The sequence below is a fragment of the Micromonospora sp. LZ34 genome (assembly GCF_052981855.1).
In genome coordinates this window covers 50,788-68,308 of record NZ_JBRIQN010000031.1, presented here as the reverse complement: position 1 = coordinate 68,308, position 17,521 = coordinate 50,788, and the positions used below count along the sequence as shown (strand labels likewise).

The window sequence follows — 17,521 nt, the reverse complement described above, 5'->3', positions numbered from 1 at the left end:
GCAATGAAGGAGTTCCCGGACGTCATCGCCTGGTCGATCCCGGCCTTCCTGCTGCTCGTCGTGCTTGAACGGGTCTCCTACCTGCTGCACCGCGACGACGACGAGGTGGGCTACGGGGGCGCCGACACCGCCACCAGCCTGGCGATGGGGCTGGGCAGCGTCTTCACCGACCTGCTCTGGAAGGTCCCGATCGCCGCCGCGTACGCGCTGCTCTACGCGCTCACCCCGCTGCGGGTCGCCGAGTTGTGGTGGAGCTGGCCGCTGATCCTGCTCGCGCAGGACTTCTGCTACTACTGGTCGCACCGGAGCCACCACGTGGTCCGGTTCCTCTGGGCCTCGCACGTGGTGCACCACTCGTCCCAGCGGTTCAACCTCTCCACCGCGCTGCGCCAGCCGTGGACCGGGCTGACCAGCTGGGTCTTCTACATCCCGCTGATCCTCGTCGGGGTGCACCCGGCGGTGCTGGCCTTCGCCGGCTCGGTCAACCTGCTCTACCAGTTCTGGATCCACACCGAGCGGATCGACAAGCTGCCCCGCTGGTACGAGGCGGTGTTCAACACCCCGTCGCACCACCGGGTGCACCACGCGTCGCAGGGCAGCTACCTGGACCGCAACTACGGCGGCATCCTGATCGTCTGGGACCGGCTGTTCGGCTCGTTCGCCCCGGAGCGGGAGCGCTGCGTCTACGGGCTGACCAAGAACATCGACACCTACAACCCGCTCCGGGTGGCCTTCCACGAGTACGCCTCGATCGCCCGCGACCTGCGCGCGGCGGCGAGCTGGCGGCACCGGGCCGGGGTGCTGTTCCGCACGCCGGGCTGGCGGCCCGAGGCCGCGCCCGCACCGGCCGCCCCGGCACCGCCCACCCCGGTCACCACCCGCTGAACCATCCGGCCACCGGGCCGGGCCGGGCGGGGATCAGGGCAGGCGGCCCTGCTCGACCAGCCGGGCGAACCTCTTCAGCGCCTGGGTGAGGCCGAACTTGGAGCCGGGCCAGAGCACCGGCCGGGCCACCCGGCCGGCCGTACCGCCCGGCAGGTGGAACCACTCGTGCCAGACCACCTGGGTGCGGTCCCGCGCCAACTGGGTGCAGCGCAGCACGCCGGGGCCGCGCAGCAGCCGCCCGCAGTGCACCACCCGCACCTCGTACGGCGGGTCCACCTGGACCACCCGCATCTCGTCCCGGAGCACGGCCGGGCCCAGCGTGGTGACCGCCTCGACGAGGCTGCCCTCGCCGCCGTCGCCCTCGACCACCCGGACGGTGGTGAACGGGATCCACTCGGACTGCCGCTCCCACGCGGTCAGTGCCGCGAAGACCCGGTCGGCCGGGGCGTTGACGATCACCGTGGCGGTCACCTCGCCGGCGCCCGGCTGGGCCGCCTCGCGCAGATCGTCCGCTCCCTCGGAGCCGCTCACACCGGCTCCGACCGGGCCACCGGCCCGTGCCGGCCGTCCTCCGGTTCGCCCGGTCCGTCCTCGGTTCCGGCGGGTGGCCGGTGTGCCGGTCCGGCCCCGTTCCCGGTTCCCGGCGCACCCTCGGCACCCGGCGTGTCACCAGCCGCCGTCCCCGCTGCGGTCCCGGCCGGCTCGGCGGCGGTCCCGGTGGCCGTCGTCGGCCGGGCGAAGGCATCCGACCCGGTCGCGGGCCGGGCAGAGGCGTCCCGCCCGGTCGCCGCCGGCTCGGCGAACACCACGGGCTCGGAGACCGCGGGCCCGGCGGACACGGTGGGCTCGGAGACGGCCGGCCCGGCGGAAACTGTCGGATCGGTGGCGCCGGCTGCCGGCGGAGCGGGCGTGGCCGGACCGCCGGTGCCGGCGGACTGCTCCCGGGCCCGGCGCAGCGCGTCGGCGTCGGCGATCCGCCCCTCGCGCAGCGCGGTCACCTCCGCCTCCAGCACGCCGATCAGCTCGGACTTGTAGCCGATGTCGTAGGCCGCCCGGCGCATCGCCTGGTCGACCTGGGCCATCCGGTAGCCGCGCAGCGCGGTGTCGAACCGGACCTCGCCGACGTCCGACTCGCGCAGCGGACGGGCACCCGGCAGCGGCACCGCCCGGCCGTCCGGCTCGGCCGGCGCGAGGCCGGGATCCCGGCCGGTGACCAGCACCGTCACCCCGAACACCACGGCCGCGACGGTCAACGCGACGACCAGCAGGAGCAGAACCTGACCCATGCACAGATCGTGGCATGTCGAACGGGCCGGAGCGACCCCACCACCCACCCCGTGGCCGGATGTCTCCGGTCCGACCCGTCGACCTGCGCCGACCGCCGCCCGACCAGCCGGGCGACGCGGGCGTGCCCGGCCCGGTGGGCCCGACCGCGCCCGCCGGACGTCGGCGTCCCCGCCGGTGGCACCGCCCGTCCGGGCGGTCGGAGGTGGCGGCCGGCGACCGGATAGCGTCGTGAACGGCCGACGACAGGCGGTCGGTGGCGGATCTCGGGAGGCGGCATGGCCGGAGCGCTTCGGCTCGGTGCGCGGACGTTCGACCCCGGTGAGCTTGTGGTGATGGCGATCGTCAACCGGACGCCGGACTCGTTCTTCGACCGGGGCGCCACGTTCGCCGCCGACAGCGCGCTGCGCGCGGTGGAGCGGGCGGTCGAGGAGGGCGCCGGGATCATCGACATCGGCGGGGTCAAGGCTGGGCCGGGAGCCGAGGTCGACGTGGCCGAGGAGATCCGCCGCACGGTGGACACCATCGCCGCCGTCCGGGCCGCGTTCCCGGAGGTGGTGATCTCGATCGACACCTGGCGGGCCGAGGTGGCGACGGAGGCGGTGGCGGCCGGCGCCGACCTGCTCAACGACACCTGGTCCGGCGCCGACCCCGCGCTGGCCCGGGTGGCCGCCGAGACCGGCGCCGGGCTGGTCTGCTCGCACGCCGGCGGGCTGGCGCCGCGGACCAGGCCGCACCGCGCGGCCTTCGACGACGTGGTGGCCGACGTGGTCGCGACGGTGACCCGGCTCGCCGAGCGCGCGGTCGCGCTGGGCGTACGCCGGGACGGCATCCTGATCGACCCCGCGCACGACTTCGGCAAGAACACCCGCCACTCGCTGGAGATCACCCGCCGGTTGGACGAGCTCTCCGGCACCGGCTGGCCGCTGCTGGTCGCGCTGTCGAACAAGGACTTCATCGGCGAGACGCTGGACCTGCCGGTGGCCGAGCGGCTGGAGGGCACCCTGGCGGCGACCGCGGTGTCCGCCTGGCTGGGCGCCCGGGTGTTCCGGGCCCACCAGGTGCGCCCGACCCGCCGGGTGCTGGACATGGTCGCCTCGATCCGGGGTGACCGGCCGCCGACGTCGACCCGGCGCGGCCTCGCCTGACTCCCTTCGGGGCCGGGCGTTCGGGCACCGGTCACCGACCGCCCATGACGCTGCCGGCGCCGATCGCCCGCTGCCGACCGCCCGGTCGGCGCAGCCGGCCGGCACGATCGCCGGACGCCGCCCGGGTCAGGTCCAGCGCAGGATGTTCCTACGCCACGCGTAGAGGATGCCGAGCGCCAGCACCGCCACGAAGACCGCCATCTCGACCACGGTGACCAGCCCGAAGCCCGGCCGGTCGAAGACGACCGCCCACGGGAAGAGGAAGACCGACTCCACCGCGAACAGCACGTACAGGTACGCGTACACGTAGTACCGGATCTGCATCTGGGCCCAGTCGCCGCCGACCGGATCGAGCCCGCACTCATAGCTGGCCCGCTTGCCCGCGGGATCAGCCGGACGGGCAGGACGTAACACCCGGTTGGCCGAGAACGCCACGACAAAGAAGAGGACGCTGACGAGCAGCAGCAGCCCGAGCGTCGCGTACGAGCCCAGGTAACCGGTCACGCCGGCAGCCTACCGTCCCGCCCGGGCGGTCGTTTCGGACACGTTACGAATTTGTTTTCCGGTGGGACTAGTGCTCTGGGGCAAATGTCACGATTATTGGATCCTCACCCCTGGTCACACCGGAGGACAGATGGCCCGCGCAGACGTATCGCCCGCTCGGCGGGCGCGTGGCCGGCGCGTCACGCCGCTGTTGGCGATCCCGCTCGCGCTCGGGCTGGCGATCCCCGTCCTGCCCGGCTGGGCGACAGCCGCACCGACCGCCGCCCGGGTCACCACTGGTGGCACGGTGCCGGCGGACGAACCGGACGAGCAGACTCCGACCGCCGACCCGACGGACACCGGGCCGGTGCCCACGACCGCGCCACCGACCAGCCCGGAGACGACGCCTTCGGCGACACCGACCGCCGGCCCCGACCCGTCCGCCACCGATTCCGGGAGCCCGGCCCCGACCACGGGCCCGCCGACCACCACCGCGCCCCCGCCGCCGGATCCGGTGCCGCCGGTCCGGCCGTCCGCGCCCGGTCCCGGCGCCCCGCCGGCCAGCCCGCTCGGCGTCCAGGTCAGCACCGACGACATCGAACTCTCCGGCGGGTACTGGAACTCGGCCAGCACGGTGACCACCCTGCGGGTCAGCGTCACCAACACCGGTGCCGCGCGGGAGCGGGTCCGGCTCAGGTACACCCTGCCCGCCGGGCTGACCGACGCGGGCACGGTCGGCTGCGTCGCCACCGGGGGCGGCGAGCACCGCTGTGGAGAGTGGACGACCGCGCCCGGCGCGCGGTTCAGCACCCGGCTGAAGATCCGGGTCAGCGGCACCGCCTGGCGGAAGATGCCGCTCAGCGGCTCGGTCCGGGTCACCGCGACCGCGCCCGGCACGGCCGGCTCGGTGAGCGACAACGAGGGCTTCGCGGTGCTCTTCCCGCCCGGCCCGCCGGTGCCCGGCATCGCGCTGCATGCCGACGAGGTCGCCTTCGACATCAGCGGCGGTGCGACCGAACTCGCCGTCCGGCTCGGCAACACCGGCCGGGTGGACGCCACCGGCCGGGTCGAGGTGGTCCTGAGCGTGCCGACGCCACCGGCCGGCTGCACCGCCGTCGCGGCGAACCGGACCCGGTGTGCGGCCGGCTCGGTACCGGCGGGGCGTACCGCCGAGCTGCGCCTGCCGGTGGTCGCGACGCCGGAGGCCCAGCACGCGGCCCCGCTCTCCGGCGCGGTGGTCGGGCAGCTCGACCCGCGCAACGGCCGGACCCGGCAGGTGCAGATGAGCTTCCGGATCACCGCGGCGGTCGCCCTGGCCACGCCGGTGGCCTCGCCCCCCGCGCCCACCGGTTCGCAGGGGGTGGTGGCCGCCACCGCCCCGGTCCTCGACCGCGACGGCGGGTTGAGCTCGGTGCAGCGGACCGCGATCCTGCTGATCGCGGTCTCCACGCTGCTGGTGGTGCTCGCCCTGGCGCTGGCCACCACCTCGCTGCGCCGGCGGATGACCGCTCCGGTCCCGGACCCGACGGCCCGGCCCGCGATCCCGGAGTGACCGACCGCGACGGAGCCCGGTGGACCGGTCGCCGACCGGTGATCTGGATTACGGCGGGCGGGGCGAAACGCCGCAGGACAGGACAAAGTACGGCCATTTCCGGTCCCAGTCGGCGGACCTCCGGGGAGGTTGCCCGGGTGATCCGACGTAGTCTCTGAGATGAGGAACGACAGCGGGCCGGACCAGCCACGGACGGCCGGTGCGGCGGTGCGTCAAGGAGGTCACGTGGCCGGGCAAGGCGAGGTCACCATCATGTTCAGCCGCCCGCGCGGCCGTGCTGAGCGAAGCGAGGTGCAGGCGTGACCAAGCAGATCCGCCAACTGGACCGGGTGGTCATCCGGTTCGCCGGCGACTCGGGTGACGGCATGCAGTTGACCGGCGACCGGTTCACCTCGGAGACGGCGCAACTGGGCAACGACATCTCCACGCTGCCGAACTTCCCCGCCGAGATCCGGGCTCCTGCCGGCACCCTGCCCGGCGTGTCGAGCTTCCAGGTGCACTTCGCCGACTACGACATCCTGACCCCGGGTGACGCGCCGAACGTGCTGGTCGCGATGAACCCGGCGGCGCTGAAGGCCAACCTGGCGGATCTGCCCCGCGGCGCGGACATCATCGTCAACACCGACGAGTTCACCAAGCGCAACCTGGCCAAGGTGGGCTACCAGGTCAGCCCGCTGGAGGACGACTCGCTCGCCGGCTACGTGGTGCATCCGGTGGCGTTGACGTCGATGACCATCGGCGCGCTCGCCGACCAGGAGGTGTCCAAGAAGGACGCCGAGCGGGCGAAGAACATGTTCGCCCTGGGTCTGCTGTCGTGGATGTACTCGCGGCCGTACGAGTCGACGCTGCGGTTCCTGGAGCGGAAGTTCGCGGCGCGGCCGGAGTTGGTCGCGGCGAACATCGCCGCCTTCCGGGCCGGCTGGAACTTCGGTGAGACGACCGAGGACTTCGCCGTCCGCTACGAGGTCAAGCCGGCGAAGATGCCGCCGGGCACGTACCGCAACATCACCGGCAACGCCGCCCTCTCGCTCGGCCTGGTCGCCGCCGGCGTCCGCTCCGGGCTGCCGGTCTTCCTCGGCGCCTACCCGATCACCCCGGCCTCGGACATCCTGCACGAGTTGAGCAAGCACAAGCGCTTCGGCGTGCTCACCATGCAGGCCGAGGACGAGATCGCCGCGGTCGGCGCGGCGCTGGGCGCCTCCTACGGCGGCGCCCTCGGCGTCACCACCACCAGCGGCCCCGGCGTGGCACTGAAGAGCGAGACCATCTCCCTCGCCGTGGCGCTGGAACTGCCCCTGGTCATCGTCGACGTGCAGCGCGCCGGCCCGTCGACCGGTATGCCGACCAAGACCGAGCAGGCCGACCTGAACATGGCGCTCTACGGCCGCCACGGCGAGGCGCCGGTGGCGGTGATCGCGCCGAAGTCGCCGGCGGACTGCTTCTACGCGGCCCTGGAGGCGGCCCGGATCGCGCTCACCTACCGGACTCCGGTGATCCTGCTGTCGGACAACTACGTCGCCAACGGCTCGGAGCCGTGGCTCCTGCCCGACGTGGCGGCGCTGCCGGATCTGCGGGTCGAGTTCGCCACGAAGCCCAACGGCGAGGACGGCACCACCTTCCTGCCGTACCTGCGGGACCCGGAGACCCTGGCCCGGCCGTGGGCGATCCCCGGCACCCCCGGCCTGGAGCACCGGATCGGCGGGTTGGAGAAGGCCGACAAGACCGGCGACATCTCCTACGACCCGGCCAACCACGACTTTATGGTCCGCACCCGGGCGGCCCGGATCGAGGCGATCCCGGTGCCCGCCGTCGAGGTCGACGACCCCGAGGGCGACGCCCGGGTCCTGGTGCTCGGCTGGGGCTCGACGTACGGGCCGATCGGCGCCGCCTGCCGGGCCCTGCGCCAGCGCGGGCTGTCGGTCGCGCAGGCGCACCTGCGGCACCTGGCCCCGATGCCGGCCAACCTCGAGACGGTGCTGCGCTCGTACGACCGGGTGGTCATCCCCGAGATGAACCTCGGCCAGCTGGCGCACGTGATCCGGGCGAAGTACCTGGTCGACGCGATCAGCTACAACCAGGTCCGCGGCCTGCCGTTCACCGCCGCGGAGCTGGAGACGATGCTGGAAGAGGTCCTGAAGAATGTCTGAGCCCATCGCGCTGAAGCTCACCGCCAAGGACTTCAAGTCCGACCAGGAAGTGCGCTGGTGCCCCGGCTGCGGCGACTACGCCATCCTCGCCGCCGTGCAGCAGTTCATGCCCGAGCTGAACATCCCCCGCGAGCGGATCGTGTTCGTCTCCGGCATCGGCTGCTCGTCCCGCTTCCCGTACTACATGAACACCTACGGGATGCACTCCATCCACGGCCGCGCCCCGGCGATCGCCACCGGCCTGTCGGCCACCCGGCCGGACCTCTCGGTGTGGGTGGTCACCGGCGACGGCGACGCCCTGTCCATCGGCGGCAACCACCTCATCCACGCGCTGCGCCGCAACGTCAACCTCAAGATCCTTCTGTTCAACAACCGGATCTACGGGCTGACCAAGGGGCAGTACTCGCCCACCTCCGAGGTCGGCAAGATCACCAAGTCGACGCCGGTCGGGTCCGCCGACGCCCCGTTCAACCCGATCTCCCTCGCCCTCGGCGCGGAGGCCACCTTCGTCGGCCGGACCATCGACTCCGACCGCAAGCACCTGCAGTCGGTGCTGCGGGCGGCGGCCGAGCACCAGGGGTCGGCGTTCGTGGAGATCTACCAGAACTGCAACATCTTCAACGACGGCGCCTTCGACCAGCTCAAGGAGCCGGCCACCCGGGACGACTACCTGATCCGGCTGGAGCACGGGCAGCCGATCACGTTCGGCAGGGACGGCCAGTACTGCGTCGTCCACCCGCCCGGCGGGTTCGGCCTGGAGGTGCGGGAGACCGCGGCCACCAGCCCCGACGAGATCGTCGTTCACGACGCCACGGTCACCGACCCGGCGTACGCGTTCGCGCTGTCCCGGCTGCCCGGCCTCGACCTGCGCAACACCCCCATCGGGGTGTTCCGCTCGGTGGACCGCCCCTCCTACGACAGCGTCGTGCAGGAGCAGCTCGCCACCGCCCGGGCGAAGGTCACCGACACTCCGGAACAGCAACTCGCCGGCCTGCTCGCCAGCGGCGACACCTGGACGATCCTCTGATCCACGACTGAGCGCACGGCACAGGGCGGTCGTCCCCCACGTGGGGGACGACCGCCCTGTCCGGTTGTCCAGGTGACCCCTCAGCCGACCGAGGCCGGCACCCATAGCTCGTCGATGGCGCGCTCGGCCGCCGCGAGGCTCTCCTCGTGCAGCGGGATCAACTCGGCCATGGCCGGGTTGACCGGAGCGAGGGTCAGCTCGGCGGCGATGAAGCGCGGTGCCAGGCCGGTCATGGAGAGGCCGTGCGGCAGCCAGGGCTCGGCGTGGTCCCAGCCCTCGCGCGGGGTGCCCGCGCCGTAGCCACCGCCCCGGCTGGCCAGCACGATGAACTCCCGATCGCCCAGCAGGCCGCTCTGGGTCTGCGGGTCGAACGCCAGCCCCGGTGCGATCAGGTGGTCCACCCAGGTCTTCACGCTGCTCGGGGCGGCGTAGTTGTACAGCGGGAGCCCGAGCAGCACCGTGTCGGCCCGCCTGACCTCGTCGACCAGCCGCTCGGTCAGCTGCCAGGACGCGCGCTGCGCCGGGGTGTGCTGGTCGGCCGGCACCATCCGGGCCAGCCCACCCGCCTCGTCCAGGTGCGGCAGCGGCTCTCTGCCCAGGTCACGGTAGGTCACCGTGCCACCCGGATGGGCGGCCCGCCAGGCGGCGGCCGCGCGGGCGGTGAGTCGCCGGCTGACCGAGTGCTCCCCCCGGATGCTCGAGTCGATGTGCAACAGGTGTGACATTTGGCTAACCCTCCACAGATCGTTTGTGTAGCGCCAACCATTTATAGCAGGCCGATGGTCCGTGCACGGGTAGACTGGGTCACATGCCTGCCCTGCCGGTCGACCGGCCGGAACGCCGGTCGGGGGCGCTGCTCGACCACCTGGCCCGGCGGTTCCGGCTGCGGTCGGAGTCGGTGCTAGCACCACTCGGCCTGCGCCCGCGACACCTCGTCGCGCTCACCGTGCTGCGCGAGGCGGGCGGCATCAGCCAGCAGGCCCTCGCCGGCCGGCTCGAGATCGACGCGACGAACGTGGTCGGGCTGCTCAACGACCTTGAACAGGCCGGGCTGGTGGAGCGGCGACGCTCGGCGGAGGATCGCCGGCGGCACGTCGTCGAACTCACCGCGGACGGTGCGAAACGCCTCAACGAGGCCGAATGCGCCCTGGCTGTGGCCGAGGACGACGTGCTCGGAGCGCTGGCGCCCGCCGAGCGGGAAACGCTCTACGACCTGCTCCGACGAGCGACCAGCGGGACGGCGCCGAACTGCGTCGAGGCAGCCGGGTACGAGTCAGGGCCCGACGACCAATGCTGAACACCGGGCGGGACCGGAACGCGGCTCGCCCGACCCGGGCACCGGGGGCGGGCCCGGCGCGGTCAGGCGGTGGGAGCCGACTGGGGACGGTCGTCGCGGACGTGGACCAGCATGTCGCCGGTCTCGATCACCGCACCCGCCCGGTCCGCCAGGGTGACCACCTTGCCCCGCCGGACCAGGGCGATGACCAGCGAATCCAGCTCCCGGGGCGAGCGGCCGACCTCGTGGCGCTCGGCCGAGCGCATGGCCAGCGCCATCCCCTGCCCGGGCGTGAGCAGGTCCTCCACCACGTCGATCAGCGGCGGGGCGGAGGTGGAGAGCCCCAGCAGCCGGCCGGCGGTCGCCGACGAGACGATCACGTGGTGCGCGCCGCTCTGCTTCAGCAGCGGAGCGTTCTCGGCCTCCCGGGCGGCGGCGATGATCCGCACCTGCCCCGCGGTCAGCTGGCGTACAGTCAGCGCCACCAGGACCGACGCGTCGTCGCTGTCGGTCGCGATGATCACCGCCTTGGCGTGCCGGACGTGTGCCTCGTTGAGCACCGACGAGCGGGTCGCCGAACCCTCGATCGCGACCAGTCCCGCCGAGGTGGCCTGCCGCAGCGCCGCGCCGTTGCGCTCCACCACCACGATCCGCGACTTGTCCAGACCGTTCTCCAGCAGCGCGGAGACCGCGCTGCGGCCCTTGGTGCCGTAGCCGCAGATGATGACGTGGTCCTTCACGGTTCTCCTCCACCGCGACAGGCGACGGCCGGTGCGGTACTGCTCGGTCAGGACTTCCAGCGTGGTGCCGACCAGGATGATCAGGAAGAGCACCCGGGCGGGGGTGATGTACACGACGTTGATCAGCCGCGCGCTCTGGCTGACCGGGGTGATGTCGCCGTAGCCGGTGGTGGAGAGGGTCACCACCGTGTAGTAGAAGCAGTCGAGGAGGGTGAGCCGGTCCTCGTTGACGTCCCGGTAGCCGTCCCGGTCGAGGTAGACCACGGCGGCGGTGGTCAGGACCAGCCCGATCGCCGCCGCCAGGCGCATGCTCAACGCGCTCAGCGGCCCCCGTCGCTGGGCGGGAAAATGGATCACCGCAGGACCTGCCCCGACTCCACCGACGCGTGCACGCCCACAACATAGCGGTTTCCACGGCGGTCGCACGCCCGGAGGGTGATCACGCGGACGCCCCACTGCGGCCGACGACGACCGGGCCGGCCGGGACGGCGGCGACCGGGCATGATGGGGGTGTCCGGAGACGGCGACCACGAGAGTGAGGCCGGCATGTCGTTGCTGCGACGAGTGATCGGCGGAGTGCTGCGCCGGCTCCGGCTGCGGCAGGGCCGCACGCTGCGCGAGGTGGCCGTGGCCGCCGGGGTGTCGGTGCCCTATCTGTCCGAGATCGAGCGGGGCCGCAAGGAGGCCTCGTCGGAGGTGCTCGCGGCGATCTGCCGGGCGCTCGGCATCCGCCTCTCCGACCTGCTGGAGGAGGCGCGGGACGACCTGCGCCGGGTGGAGCCGCGCATCCCCGCCGCACCGCGGGCCGCGCTGACCCGGCTGGAGCGGGTGCCGGTCTCCCGCCACGAGGAGACCGGTCCACGCCTGGCGGTCGGTCCGCATGCCGGCGGGACGCGGGTCGGCTTCGGCCCCGGGGCCGGCGAGCCGAGGCCGTACACCGGCGGGTCGGTGGTGCTCACGGTCGGCGCGCCGACGTACGCCGGCGGTGGGCTGCCGATGGTCGGGTCGACCGTCGGCGGGGCCGGGCTGCGCGTCCGGCTGATCCCCTCCGCCCCGGCCGGGCGCCCGCGTCCGCGTATCTCGAACGCGCTGGCCAGGAGGCGGGCCCGGGCGGGCCGGCGGCGGCTGACCCCCGCCTAGCCCGGCCCGGTTCTGCCCAGGGCGGATCTGCCGCGGGCAGAAACCCTGGGCTCCGCCCGCGCTCCGCCGGAGGCTGGAAGCGCCGGTCCCCCGGGCGGTTCCGCCGCCCGCCGGCACGGTGGAGGGCGGACGCGATGATCGAGAGCGGCATACGGATGCTGGACGGCGGGCAACCGACCTTCGGCGACCAGGTCTTCGAGCGGCTGCTGAAGGAACGGATCGTCTTCCTCGGCACCGAGGTGACCGACGCGACGGCGAACCAGATCTGCGCCCAGATCCTGCTGCTCGCCGCCGAGGACGCCGAGCGGGACATCTACCTCTACATCAACTCGCCGGGCGGCTCGGTGAGCGCCGGCATGGCCGTCTACGACACCATGCGGTACGTCCGCAACGACGTGGCCACCCTGGCGCTCGGCTTCGCCGGCTCGATGGGGCAGTTCCTGCTCTGCGCCGGTGCGGCCGGTAAGCGCTTCGCGCTGCCGCACTCGCGGATCATGATGCACCAGCCGTCCGGCGGGATGGGTGGCACCGCCGCGGACATCACCATCCAGGCCGAGAACATGCTGCACGTGAAGCGGACCATGCAGGAGCTGATCGCCCGGCACAGCGGGCGCGCCCTGGAGGAGATCCAGCGGGACTGGGACCGGGACCGTTGGTTCACCGCCGAGCAGGCCCGCGAGTACGGCCTGGTCGACCGGGTGCTCACCACGGCCGAGCAGCTCCCGGTGGGCTGACGGCCCGGGCCGTGACGGGAGCGGTCCGGGTATGACGCGCGGCGGCGGCCGGCGATGGTCCCGCCGGCCGCCGTCGCGTGCCCCTCTCGGCGGGCCGGCACAGCCGGCCCGCGGTCCCGTCAGGGCAGGTCGACGAAGTCGTCCAGGAAGTCCCGGGCGCTGTCGCTGTCGAGCCGGTAGGTCACGTTGGTGGCATAGCAGGGGGCGTCGCCGGTGATCGTGGTCGACGCCAGAATCCGCTGCCCGCCCAGGGTGAGGAAGTTCGGGCCGCCGGAGTCGCCGTAGCAGGCGCCCCCGTAGTCCCGGCTGGCGTTCATGGCCAGGCGCACCCAGGTGTCGTTCAGCGCGTTGAAGCCGACCTCGGCCTTCATCCGCACCCCGCCGCCCGGGTGCACGTGCCCGCCCGGCTCGCGCTGGGCCTCGGCGGTGCCGTAGCCCATGACCTCCCAGCGGGCCGCGTCGAGCGCGCGGGAGCCGAGCGCGTCGAGCTGCCCGGCGCCGGGCAGGGCGGCCGGGGTGAAGTCCCACCGCCGGTCCAGCTCCGCCGCCTGGGCGGCGTCGAAGGTGACCACGGAGATGTCGTGCGAGTCCGCGGAGTTGCCCGGGTAGTCCGGGTGGACGTGCTCGGTGCCCTCGACCGCGACGGCGGCGGCCACCTGCGCCGGGCTGAGACCGGCGGCCTTGGCGGCGGCCAGCGCGCCCTCGACGTCCTGGGCGAGTGAGACGTAGAACCGGGCGCCCGGGGCCCAGTCGGTGGTGCAGTGCGACGCGGTCAGGAAGACGTCCCGGTCGATCATGGTGCCGGAGCAGTACCAGTCGACGACGTCCGGCGTGCCGGGGTCGCCGTCGCGGTCCCACTGCACGATCAGGGCGCCGACCTCGGTGCGTTCCGGGGCGGGCAGGGCGTTGTAGGTGTTGATCGCCGCCGCGGGCACGGCGGCGGCGAGGGCGGCGCCGAGCGCTGCGGTGGTAAGGGTGGCGAAGAGTGCGGTACGACGCACGCGATCCTCCGTCGGGTGGAGCGGACCGGCGGGAACCGGCACGACGCCGGACGCGCCCCCTCGATCGCGTCCGACACCCAGCGTGGGATTGTCATCACGTGCCGATCCCCTGATAGGGCGGAGCCTATGTCGGGTGGGAACGGCGCGCGCGCGCTCGCGGCGCAGCGTATTGGCGGCAATCTTCGTTACATCGACCGCCGGTCGCCGGCCTCACCGCCGTCCGGCGGGACCCGTCACCGGGCGTCGTAGCGGGCCCGGGCCGCCTGCACCTGGTCCAGGTGCGTGGTGGCCCAGCTCTCCAGCCCGACGACCAGGTCGAGCAGGCTGCGGCCGAGGTCGGTCAGCGCGTAGTCGACCCGGGGTGGCACGCTGGCGTGCACCGTCCGGGTGACCAGCCCGTCCCGTTCCAGCCCGCGCAGCGTCTGGGTGAGCATCTTCTGGCTGACCCCCTCGATCCGCTGGGCCAGTTCGCCGTAGCGCTTGGTGCCGTCGGCGAGGACGAGCACCACCAGGACGCTCCACCGGTCACCGATCCGGTCCAGCACCTGCCGGCTGCCGCAGTCGCGGGCGTAGACGTTCGGCTGCACGCCACCACTCTCCATCGGTAAGTCACGCACTTGAAGGTGCCTACTCTCCAACGGGAAGTGACGGTCCGGTGTTCCCGTTGACGCTGACGACCGAGACCTTTCGCGCAAGGGAGTGCCCATGTCCATCGTCGTCACCGGCGCCACCGGCCACCTCGGCCGCCTGATCGTCGAGTCGCTGCTCCGCCGGGGCGTACCGGCCGGGGAGGTCGTGGCGCTCGGCCGGGACACCGACCGGCTGGCCGACCTGGCCGACCGGGGCGTGGCCGTACGGCGGGCCGACTACAACGACGTCGAATCGCTGCGTGCGGCGTTCGCCGGCGCGGAGAAGCTGGCGTTCGTCTCCGGCACCGAGATCGGCCGCCGGGTCGAGCAGGCCCGCAACGTGGTCACCGCGGCCGAGGAGGCCGGCGTCCGGCTGATCGCCTACACCAGCGCCCCCAAGGCGGACACCTCCAGCCTGATCCTGGCCGTCGACCACCGGGGCACCGAGCAGGTGATCGCGGCCTCCGGCCTGCCGTACGTTTTCCTGCGCAACAGCTGGTACTTCGAGAACTACCTCCCGCAGATCCCGACGTACCTGGAGCACGGGATCGCCGGCGCGGCCGGGGACGGCCGGATCAGCGGCGCGGCCCGCGCCGACTACGCCGAGGCCGTCGCCGCGGTCCTCACCACCGAGGGCCACGCCGGCCGGGTGTACGAGCTGGGTGGCGCGGGGTTCACCATGACCGAGCTGGCCGAGGAGCTGTCCCGGCAGGCCGGCCGGCACGTCGGCTACACCGACCTGCCGGTGGAGAAGTACGTCGAGGTGCTCGTCGGCGCCGGCCTGCCCCGGGAGTACGCCGAGGTTCTCGCCGACGGCGACCGGGCCGCCGCCCAGGGTGAGCTGTACGTGGCGGGCGACGACCTGGCCAGGCTGATCGGCCGCGAGCCGACCACGCTGGCCGAGGCGATCCGGGCCGCGCTCTGACCTGACGCGCACCGCCGCCCCGCCGCCGCCGATCGGCTGGCGGGGCGGCCCGGCGGGACGCCGCCCGTGGCCGTCGTCCCGGCCCGGTAGCGTGCCGGGATGATCGAACCCGACTTCCTGCGCGACACCCGCACGTCCTACGACACCGTGGCCACCAGCTACGCCGAGCATCTCCAGGACGAACTGGCGAGCAACCCGTGGGAGCGGGCCGTCCTCACCGGCTTCGCCGAGCTGGTATGCGCCGGCGGCAACCGCACCGTCGCCGACCTCGGCTGCGGTCCCGGCCGCATCACCGGCCACCTGCACGGGCTCGGGTTGGACGTCTTCGGCGTCGACCTGTCCCCGCAGATGATCGAGACGGCCCGCGCGGCCCACCCCGGGCTGCGCTTCACGGTGGGCTCGATGACCGACCTGGACCTGCCGGACGCCACCTTCGGCGGCATCGTGGCCTGGTACTCGACCATCCATCTCCCGGACGACCTGCTCCCGGCCACCTTCGCCGGGTTCCGCCGGGCGCTGGCGCCCGGCGGTCACCTGCTGCTGGCGTTCCAGGTCGGCGACGAGCCGCTGCACCTGACCGAGGCGCTCGGTCATCCGGTCTCGCTGACCTTCCGGCGCCGGCAGCCGGACCCGGTCGCCGACCTGCTGACCGAGGGCGGGTTGGAGATGCGGATGCGGTTGGTGCGCGAACCAGAGATGTTCGCGGGCCGCATGGAGCGCACGCCGCACGCGTACCTGCTGGCCCGTCGGCCGGCGGAGTAACCCGGGCGGGGGCGGTGTAACAAGATCGCCTCAGCCGGCGCGGACCTCTACAGTGGCGGGTCGTCGGTCCGTACGCCGAGCCCGCCATCGGGGGCCGGTCGCACGCCGGACCGTGGAGACCAACGGGGAGAGTCATGTCCGGCACCTACCTGCGCACCTTCCGTACCCTCGCCGCTCTGGCGCTGGCCGCCGGCCTCGCCGCCGGCTGCGAGAAGACGGCCGAGCCGGAGTCCGCCGACTCGGCGTCGGCCGGCCCGACGGTGGACGTCGCCGCCAACACCAAGACCGTCTGCACGGCCGCGACGGAGGCGGTGAAGTCCGGCTTCGTGGCGATGACGGACGACGCCATCGCCCAGATCGACAAGCCGATCGGCAAGCAGGAGGAGGACAAGCTCATCCGCCAGCGGTACCGCACCATCTCCGACGGCGTGCGCCAGCAGGCGACGCAGGCGGCGGATCCGACGGTACGCACGGCGTTCGAGAACCTCGCCGGGGCGATCGAGAAGCGGCTGGCCGACCCGAAGCCGATGGAGGTCGACGAGCCGGAGCTGAACCAGCCGATCGCCGGCCTGGACACGGCCTGCGGCAACTGACCGACCGGTGGGCGGGGCAGGTCCGCCACCCCGCCCACCGCCGTCCGGTCAGTCCGAAACCGTCAGCACCACCTTGCCCAGTGCTCGTCGCCCCTCCAGGTCGGCATGCGCGGTGGCCGCGTCGGCCAGTGGATACGTCGACACCCGCGGCCGCCACCAGCCCCGGCCGGCGAGTTCCAGCGACCGGGCGGCCAGCCCCGGGATGCCGCCGGGCAGGGCCCGCATCCGCTGCCCCAGCCAGCCGACGGTGAGGCCCCGCTCGACCAGGTCCGCGGTGTCGACCTTGGTCGCCTCGCCGGACGACCAGCCGAACATCATGAACCGGCCGCCCGGGCGCAGCAGCTCGAGGGCGGCCCGTCCCACCGCGCCGCCCACCCCGTCCCAGACCAGGGTCGGGCCGCCGACCTGCTCCCGGACCCGGTCGGCCCAGTCGGGCAGCCCGTAGTCGACCACGAGGTGCGCACCCAGGTCGTGCAGCGCCGCCGTCCGGTCGTCCCCCCGCGCCGCCGCCACCACCGTGGCACCGGTCGACCGGGCCGCCTGGACCAGCAGCCAACCCATGCCCCCGGCCGCCGAGGGCACCAGGACGACGTCGTCCGCGCTCGGACGTTCCAGCTCGAAGACGCCGAGGGCGGTCCGGCCGGTGCCGACCGCGGCCACCGCCTCGGGGAAGCTCAGCCGCTCCGGTACGGCGAACAGCGACTCGACCGCGGTGACCGCCTGCTCGGCGTACCCGCCCGGCACCATGCCCAGGTGGGCGACGACCCGCCGGCCGAGCCAGGACTCGTCGACGCCCGCGCCCAGCGCGTCCACCACGCCGGCGACCTCCCGGCCGGGGGTGGTGGGCAGCTCGGGCAGCGGCAGGGGCCCGCCGGCCTCCCCCCGCCGCAACGTCGTGTCCAGCAGGTGCACCCCGCTGGCCCGGACGGCGATCCGAACCTGGCCGGCGCCGGGCGACAGGTCCGGCAGCTCGTCGAGGACCAGGTTTCCGGGCGGACCGAACTCGTGAAGCTGAATGGCACGCATGAGACGATCCGACAACTTCAAGGCCGGTTGAGGTCAACCCCGGACGACCGTCATCCGGGTCACTGTGCGCCCGGCTGGCCGCGCTCCACCACGTCCTGGCGGGTTACCGGCCGGCGGGTCGCGCTCTCATTGAAAGAGCCTGCCGGGCCTTCTGGCCGCGGTCGGCCTG

General features: G+C 73.4%; 19 protein-coding genes. 11 read left to right on the top strand and 8 right to left on the bottom strand.

Going from position 1 to position 17,521, the window contains the following annotated elements:
* The first annotated feature begins 3 nt into the window (after positions 1 to 3).
* Entirely contained in the window at positions 4 to 885 is an 882-nt protein-coding gene (locus ACVCAH_RS26885; RefSeq protein ID WP_447138996.1) for a sterol desaturase family protein, read from the top strand.
* A gap of 33 nt (positions 886 to 918) precedes the next feature.
* Here ACVCAH_RS26885 and ACVCAH_RS26880 read toward each other — a convergent pair whose 3' ends face one another.
* Together ACVCAH_RS26880 and ACVCAH_RS26875 are read right to left on the bottom strand one after the other, a co-directional pair.
* Positions 919 to 1,416, bottom strand: a complete 498-nt coding sequence (locus ACVCAH_RS26880; RefSeq protein WP_447138995.1) for an SRPBCC family protein — start codon at positions 1,414 to 1,416, stop codon at positions 919 to 921.
* A complete protein-coding gene (locus tag ACVCAH_RS26875; RefSeq protein WP_447138994.1) occupies positions 1,413 to 2,171 on the bottom strand; it encodes a DivIVA domain-containing protein in 759 nt (252 codons plus the stop codon). The genes ACVCAH_RS26880 and ACVCAH_RS26875 overlap by 4 nt, the downstream gene beginning before the upstream one ends.
* Positions 2,172 to 2,447: 276 nt before the next feature.
* Here ACVCAH_RS26875 and folP point away from each other — a divergent pair, with 276 nt between their 5' ends.
* On the top strand, positions 2,448 to 3,317 hold the full coding sequence (folP, locus tag ACVCAH_RS26870) for a dihydropteroate synthase (protein WP_447138993.1): 870 nt from the start codon (positions 2,448 to 2,450) through the stop codon (positions 3,315 to 3,317).
* A gap of 126 nt (positions 3,318 to 3,443) precedes the next feature.
* Here folP and ndhC read toward each other — a convergent pair whose 3' ends face one another.
* A complete protein-coding gene (ndhC, locus tag ACVCAH_RS26865; RefSeq protein WP_447138992.1) occupies positions 3,444 to 3,821 on the bottom strand; it encodes an NADH-quinone oxidoreductase subunit A in 378 nt (125 codons plus the stop codon).
* 130 nt (positions 3,822 to 3,951) lie between these two features.
* On the opposite strand from ndhC, the gene ACVCAH_RS26860 reads away from it, so the two are divergent.
* From ACVCAH_RS26860 to ACVCAH_RS26850, 3 genes are all read left to right on the top strand, one after another.
* Positions 3,952 to 5,352, top strand: a complete 1,401-nt coding sequence (locus ACVCAH_RS26860; protein WP_447138991.1) for a hypothetical protein — start codon at positions 3,952 to 3,954, stop codon at positions 5,350 to 5,352.
* Between the two features lie 299 nt (positions 5,353 to 5,651).
* Positions 5,652 to 7,499 carry a 2-oxoacid:acceptor oxidoreductase subunit alpha gene (locus tag ACVCAH_RS26855; RefSeq protein ID WP_447138990.1) on the top strand — a complete coding sequence of 616 codons (1,848 nt, stop codon included), beginning with the start codon at positions 5,652 to 5,654 and terminating at the stop codon, positions 7,497 to 7,499.
* Positions 7,492 to 8,526 (top strand): 2-oxoacid:ferredoxin oxidoreductase subunit beta, encoded by a 1,035-nt coding sequence (locus ACVCAH_RS26850; protein ID WP_447138989.1) that lies wholly within the window; start codon positions 7,492 to 7,494, stop codon positions 8,524 to 8,526. The genes ACVCAH_RS26855 and ACVCAH_RS26850 overlap by 8 nt, the downstream gene beginning before the upstream one ends.
* An 80-nt stretch (positions 8,527 to 8,606) precedes the next feature.
* Here the strand turns inward: ACVCAH_RS26850 and ACVCAH_RS26845 are convergent, their stop codons facing one another.
* Complete coding sequence (locus ACVCAH_RS26845; RefSeq protein ID WP_447138988.1) at positions 8,607 to 9,251, bottom strand: FMN-dependent NADH-azoreductase; 645 nt, start codon at positions 9,249 to 9,251, stop codon at positions 8,607 to 8,609.
* Positions 9,252 to 9,334: 83 nt separating this feature from the next.
* Here ACVCAH_RS26845 and ACVCAH_RS26840 point away from each other — a divergent pair, with 83 nt between their 5' ends.
* Positions 9,335 to 9,823 (top strand): MarR family winged helix-turn-helix transcriptional regulator, encoded by a 489-nt coding sequence (locus ACVCAH_RS26840; protein ID WP_447138987.1) that lies wholly within the window; start codon positions 9,335 to 9,337, stop codon positions 9,821 to 9,823.
* A 62-nt stretch (positions 9,824 to 9,885) separates the two neighbouring features.
* Here ACVCAH_RS26840 and ACVCAH_RS26835 read toward each other — a convergent pair whose 3' ends face one another.
* A complete protein-coding gene (locus tag ACVCAH_RS26835; RefSeq protein WP_447138986.1) occupies positions 9,886 to 10,899 on the bottom strand; it encodes a potassium channel family protein in 1,014 nt (337 codons plus the stop codon).
* Between the two features lie 189 nt (positions 10,900 to 11,088).
* On the opposite strand from ACVCAH_RS26835, the gene ACVCAH_RS26830 reads away from it, so the two are divergent.
* Entirely contained in the window at positions 11,089 to 11,682 is a 594-nt protein-coding gene (locus tag ACVCAH_RS26830) for a helix-turn-helix domain-containing protein (protein ID WP_447138985.1), read from the top strand.
* 134 nt (positions 11,683 to 11,816) lie between these two features.
* The gene (locus ACVCAH_RS26825; protein WP_447138984.1) at positions 11,817 to 12,416 is read left to right on the top strand and encodes a ClpP family protease; all 600 of its coding nucleotides are present in this window, start codon (positions 11,817 to 11,819) and stop codon (positions 12,414 to 12,416) included.
* 119 nt (positions 12,417 to 12,535) lie between these two features.
* On the opposite strand, the gene ACVCAH_RS26820 is transcribed toward ACVCAH_RS26825, so the two are convergent.
* Entirely contained in the window at positions 12,536 to 13,417 is an 882-nt protein-coding gene (locus tag ACVCAH_RS26820; protein WP_447138983.1) for a trypsin-like serine protease, read from the bottom strand.
* A 233-nt stretch (positions 13,418 to 13,650) separates the two neighbouring features.
* Positions 13,651 to 14,019, bottom strand: coding sequence for a winged helix-turn-helix transcriptional regulator (locus ACVCAH_RS26815; protein ID WP_447139017.1), 369 nt, complete (start codon positions 14,017 to 14,019; stop codon positions 13,651 to 13,653).
* 103 nt (positions 14,020 to 14,122) lie between these two features.
* On the opposite strand from ACVCAH_RS26815, the gene ACVCAH_RS26810 reads away from it, so the two are divergent.
* The 3 genes from ACVCAH_RS26810 to ACVCAH_RS26800 all read left to right on the top strand — a co-directional run bounded on the left by ACVCAH_RS26810 (position 14,123) and on the right by ACVCAH_RS26800 (position 16,326).
* Entirely contained in the window at positions 14,123 to 14,971 is an 849-nt protein-coding gene (locus ACVCAH_RS26810; RefSeq protein WP_447138982.1) for an SDR family oxidoreductase, read from the top strand.
* Positions 14,972 to 15,070: 99 nt separating this feature from the next.
* Positions 15,071 to 15,733 (top strand): class I SAM-dependent DNA methyltransferase, encoded by a 663-nt coding sequence (locus tag ACVCAH_RS26805; protein ID WP_447138981.1) that lies wholly within the window; start codon positions 15,071 to 15,073, stop codon positions 15,731 to 15,733.
* A 134-nt stretch (positions 15,734 to 15,867) separates the two neighbouring features.
* Entirely contained in the window at positions 15,868 to 16,326 is a 459-nt protein-coding gene (locus ACVCAH_RS26800) for a hypothetical protein (RefSeq protein ID WP_447138980.1), read from the top strand.
* 48 nt (positions 16,327 to 16,374) lie between these two features.
* Here the strand turns inward: ACVCAH_RS26800 and ACVCAH_RS26795 are convergent, their stop codons facing one another.
* Positions 16,375 to 17,352, bottom strand: coding sequence for a zinc-binding dehydrogenase (locus ACVCAH_RS26795; protein ID WP_447138979.1), 978 nt, complete (start codon positions 17,350 to 17,352; stop codon positions 16,375 to 16,377).
* Between the last annotated feature and the right edge of the window lie 169 nt (positions 17,353 to 17,521).

Coding starts and splice junctions, on each gene's coding strand:
- ACVCAH_RS26845 (WP_447138988.1), bottom strand. CDS start 9,251: ATGTCACACCTGTTGCACATCGACTCGAGCATCCGGGGGGAGCACTCG.
- ACVCAH_RS26825 (WP_447138984.1), top strand. CDS start 11,817: ATGATCGAGAGCGGCATACGGATGCTGGACGGCGGGCAACCGACCTTC.
- ACVCAH_RS26810 (WP_447138982.1), top strand. CDS start 14,123: ATGTCCATCGTCGTCACCGGCGCCACCGGCCACCTCGGCCGCCTGATC.
- ACVCAH_RS26860 (WP_447138991.1), top strand. CDS start 3,952: ATGGCCCGCGCAGACGTATCGCCCGCTCGGCGGGCGCGTGGCCGGCGC.
- ACVCAH_RS26850 (WP_447138989.1), top strand. CDS start 7,492: ATGTCTGAGCCCATCGCGCTGAAGCTCACCGCCAAGGACTTCAAGTCC.
- ACVCAH_RS26875 (WP_447138994.1), bottom strand. CDS start 2,171: ATGGGTCAGGTTCTGCTCCTGCTGGTCGTCGCGTTGACCGTCGCGGCC.
- ACVCAH_RS26795 (WP_447138979.1), bottom strand. CDS start 17,352: ATGCGTGCCATTCAGCTTCACGAGTTCGGTCCGCCCGGAAACCTGGTC.
- ACVCAH_RS26815 (WP_447139017.1), bottom strand. CDS start 14,019: ATGGAGAGTGGTGGCGTGCAGCCGAACGTCTACGCCCGCGACTGCGGC.
- folP (WP_447138993.1), top strand. CDS start 2,448: ATGGCCGGAGCGCTTCGGCTCGGTGCGCGGACGTTCGACCCCGGTGAG.
- ACVCAH_RS26805 (WP_447138981.1), top strand. CDS start 15,071: ATGATCGAACCCGACTTCCTGCGCGACACCCGCACGTCCTACGACACC.
- ACVCAH_RS26840 (WP_447138987.1), top strand. CDS start 9,335: ATGCCTGCCCTGCCGGTCGACCGGCCGGAACGCCGGTCGGGGGCGCTG.
- ACVCAH_RS26830 (WP_447138985.1), top strand. CDS start 11,089: ATGTCGTTGCTGCGACGAGTGATCGGCGGAGTGCTGCGCCGGCTCCGG.
- ACVCAH_RS26800 (WP_447138980.1), top strand. CDS start 15,868: ATGTCCGGCACCTACCTGCGCACCTTCCGTACCCTCGCCGCTCTGGCG.
- ACVCAH_RS26885 (WP_447138996.1), top strand. CDS start 4: ATGAAGGAGTTCCCGGACGTCATCGCCTGGTCGATCCCGGCCTTCCTG.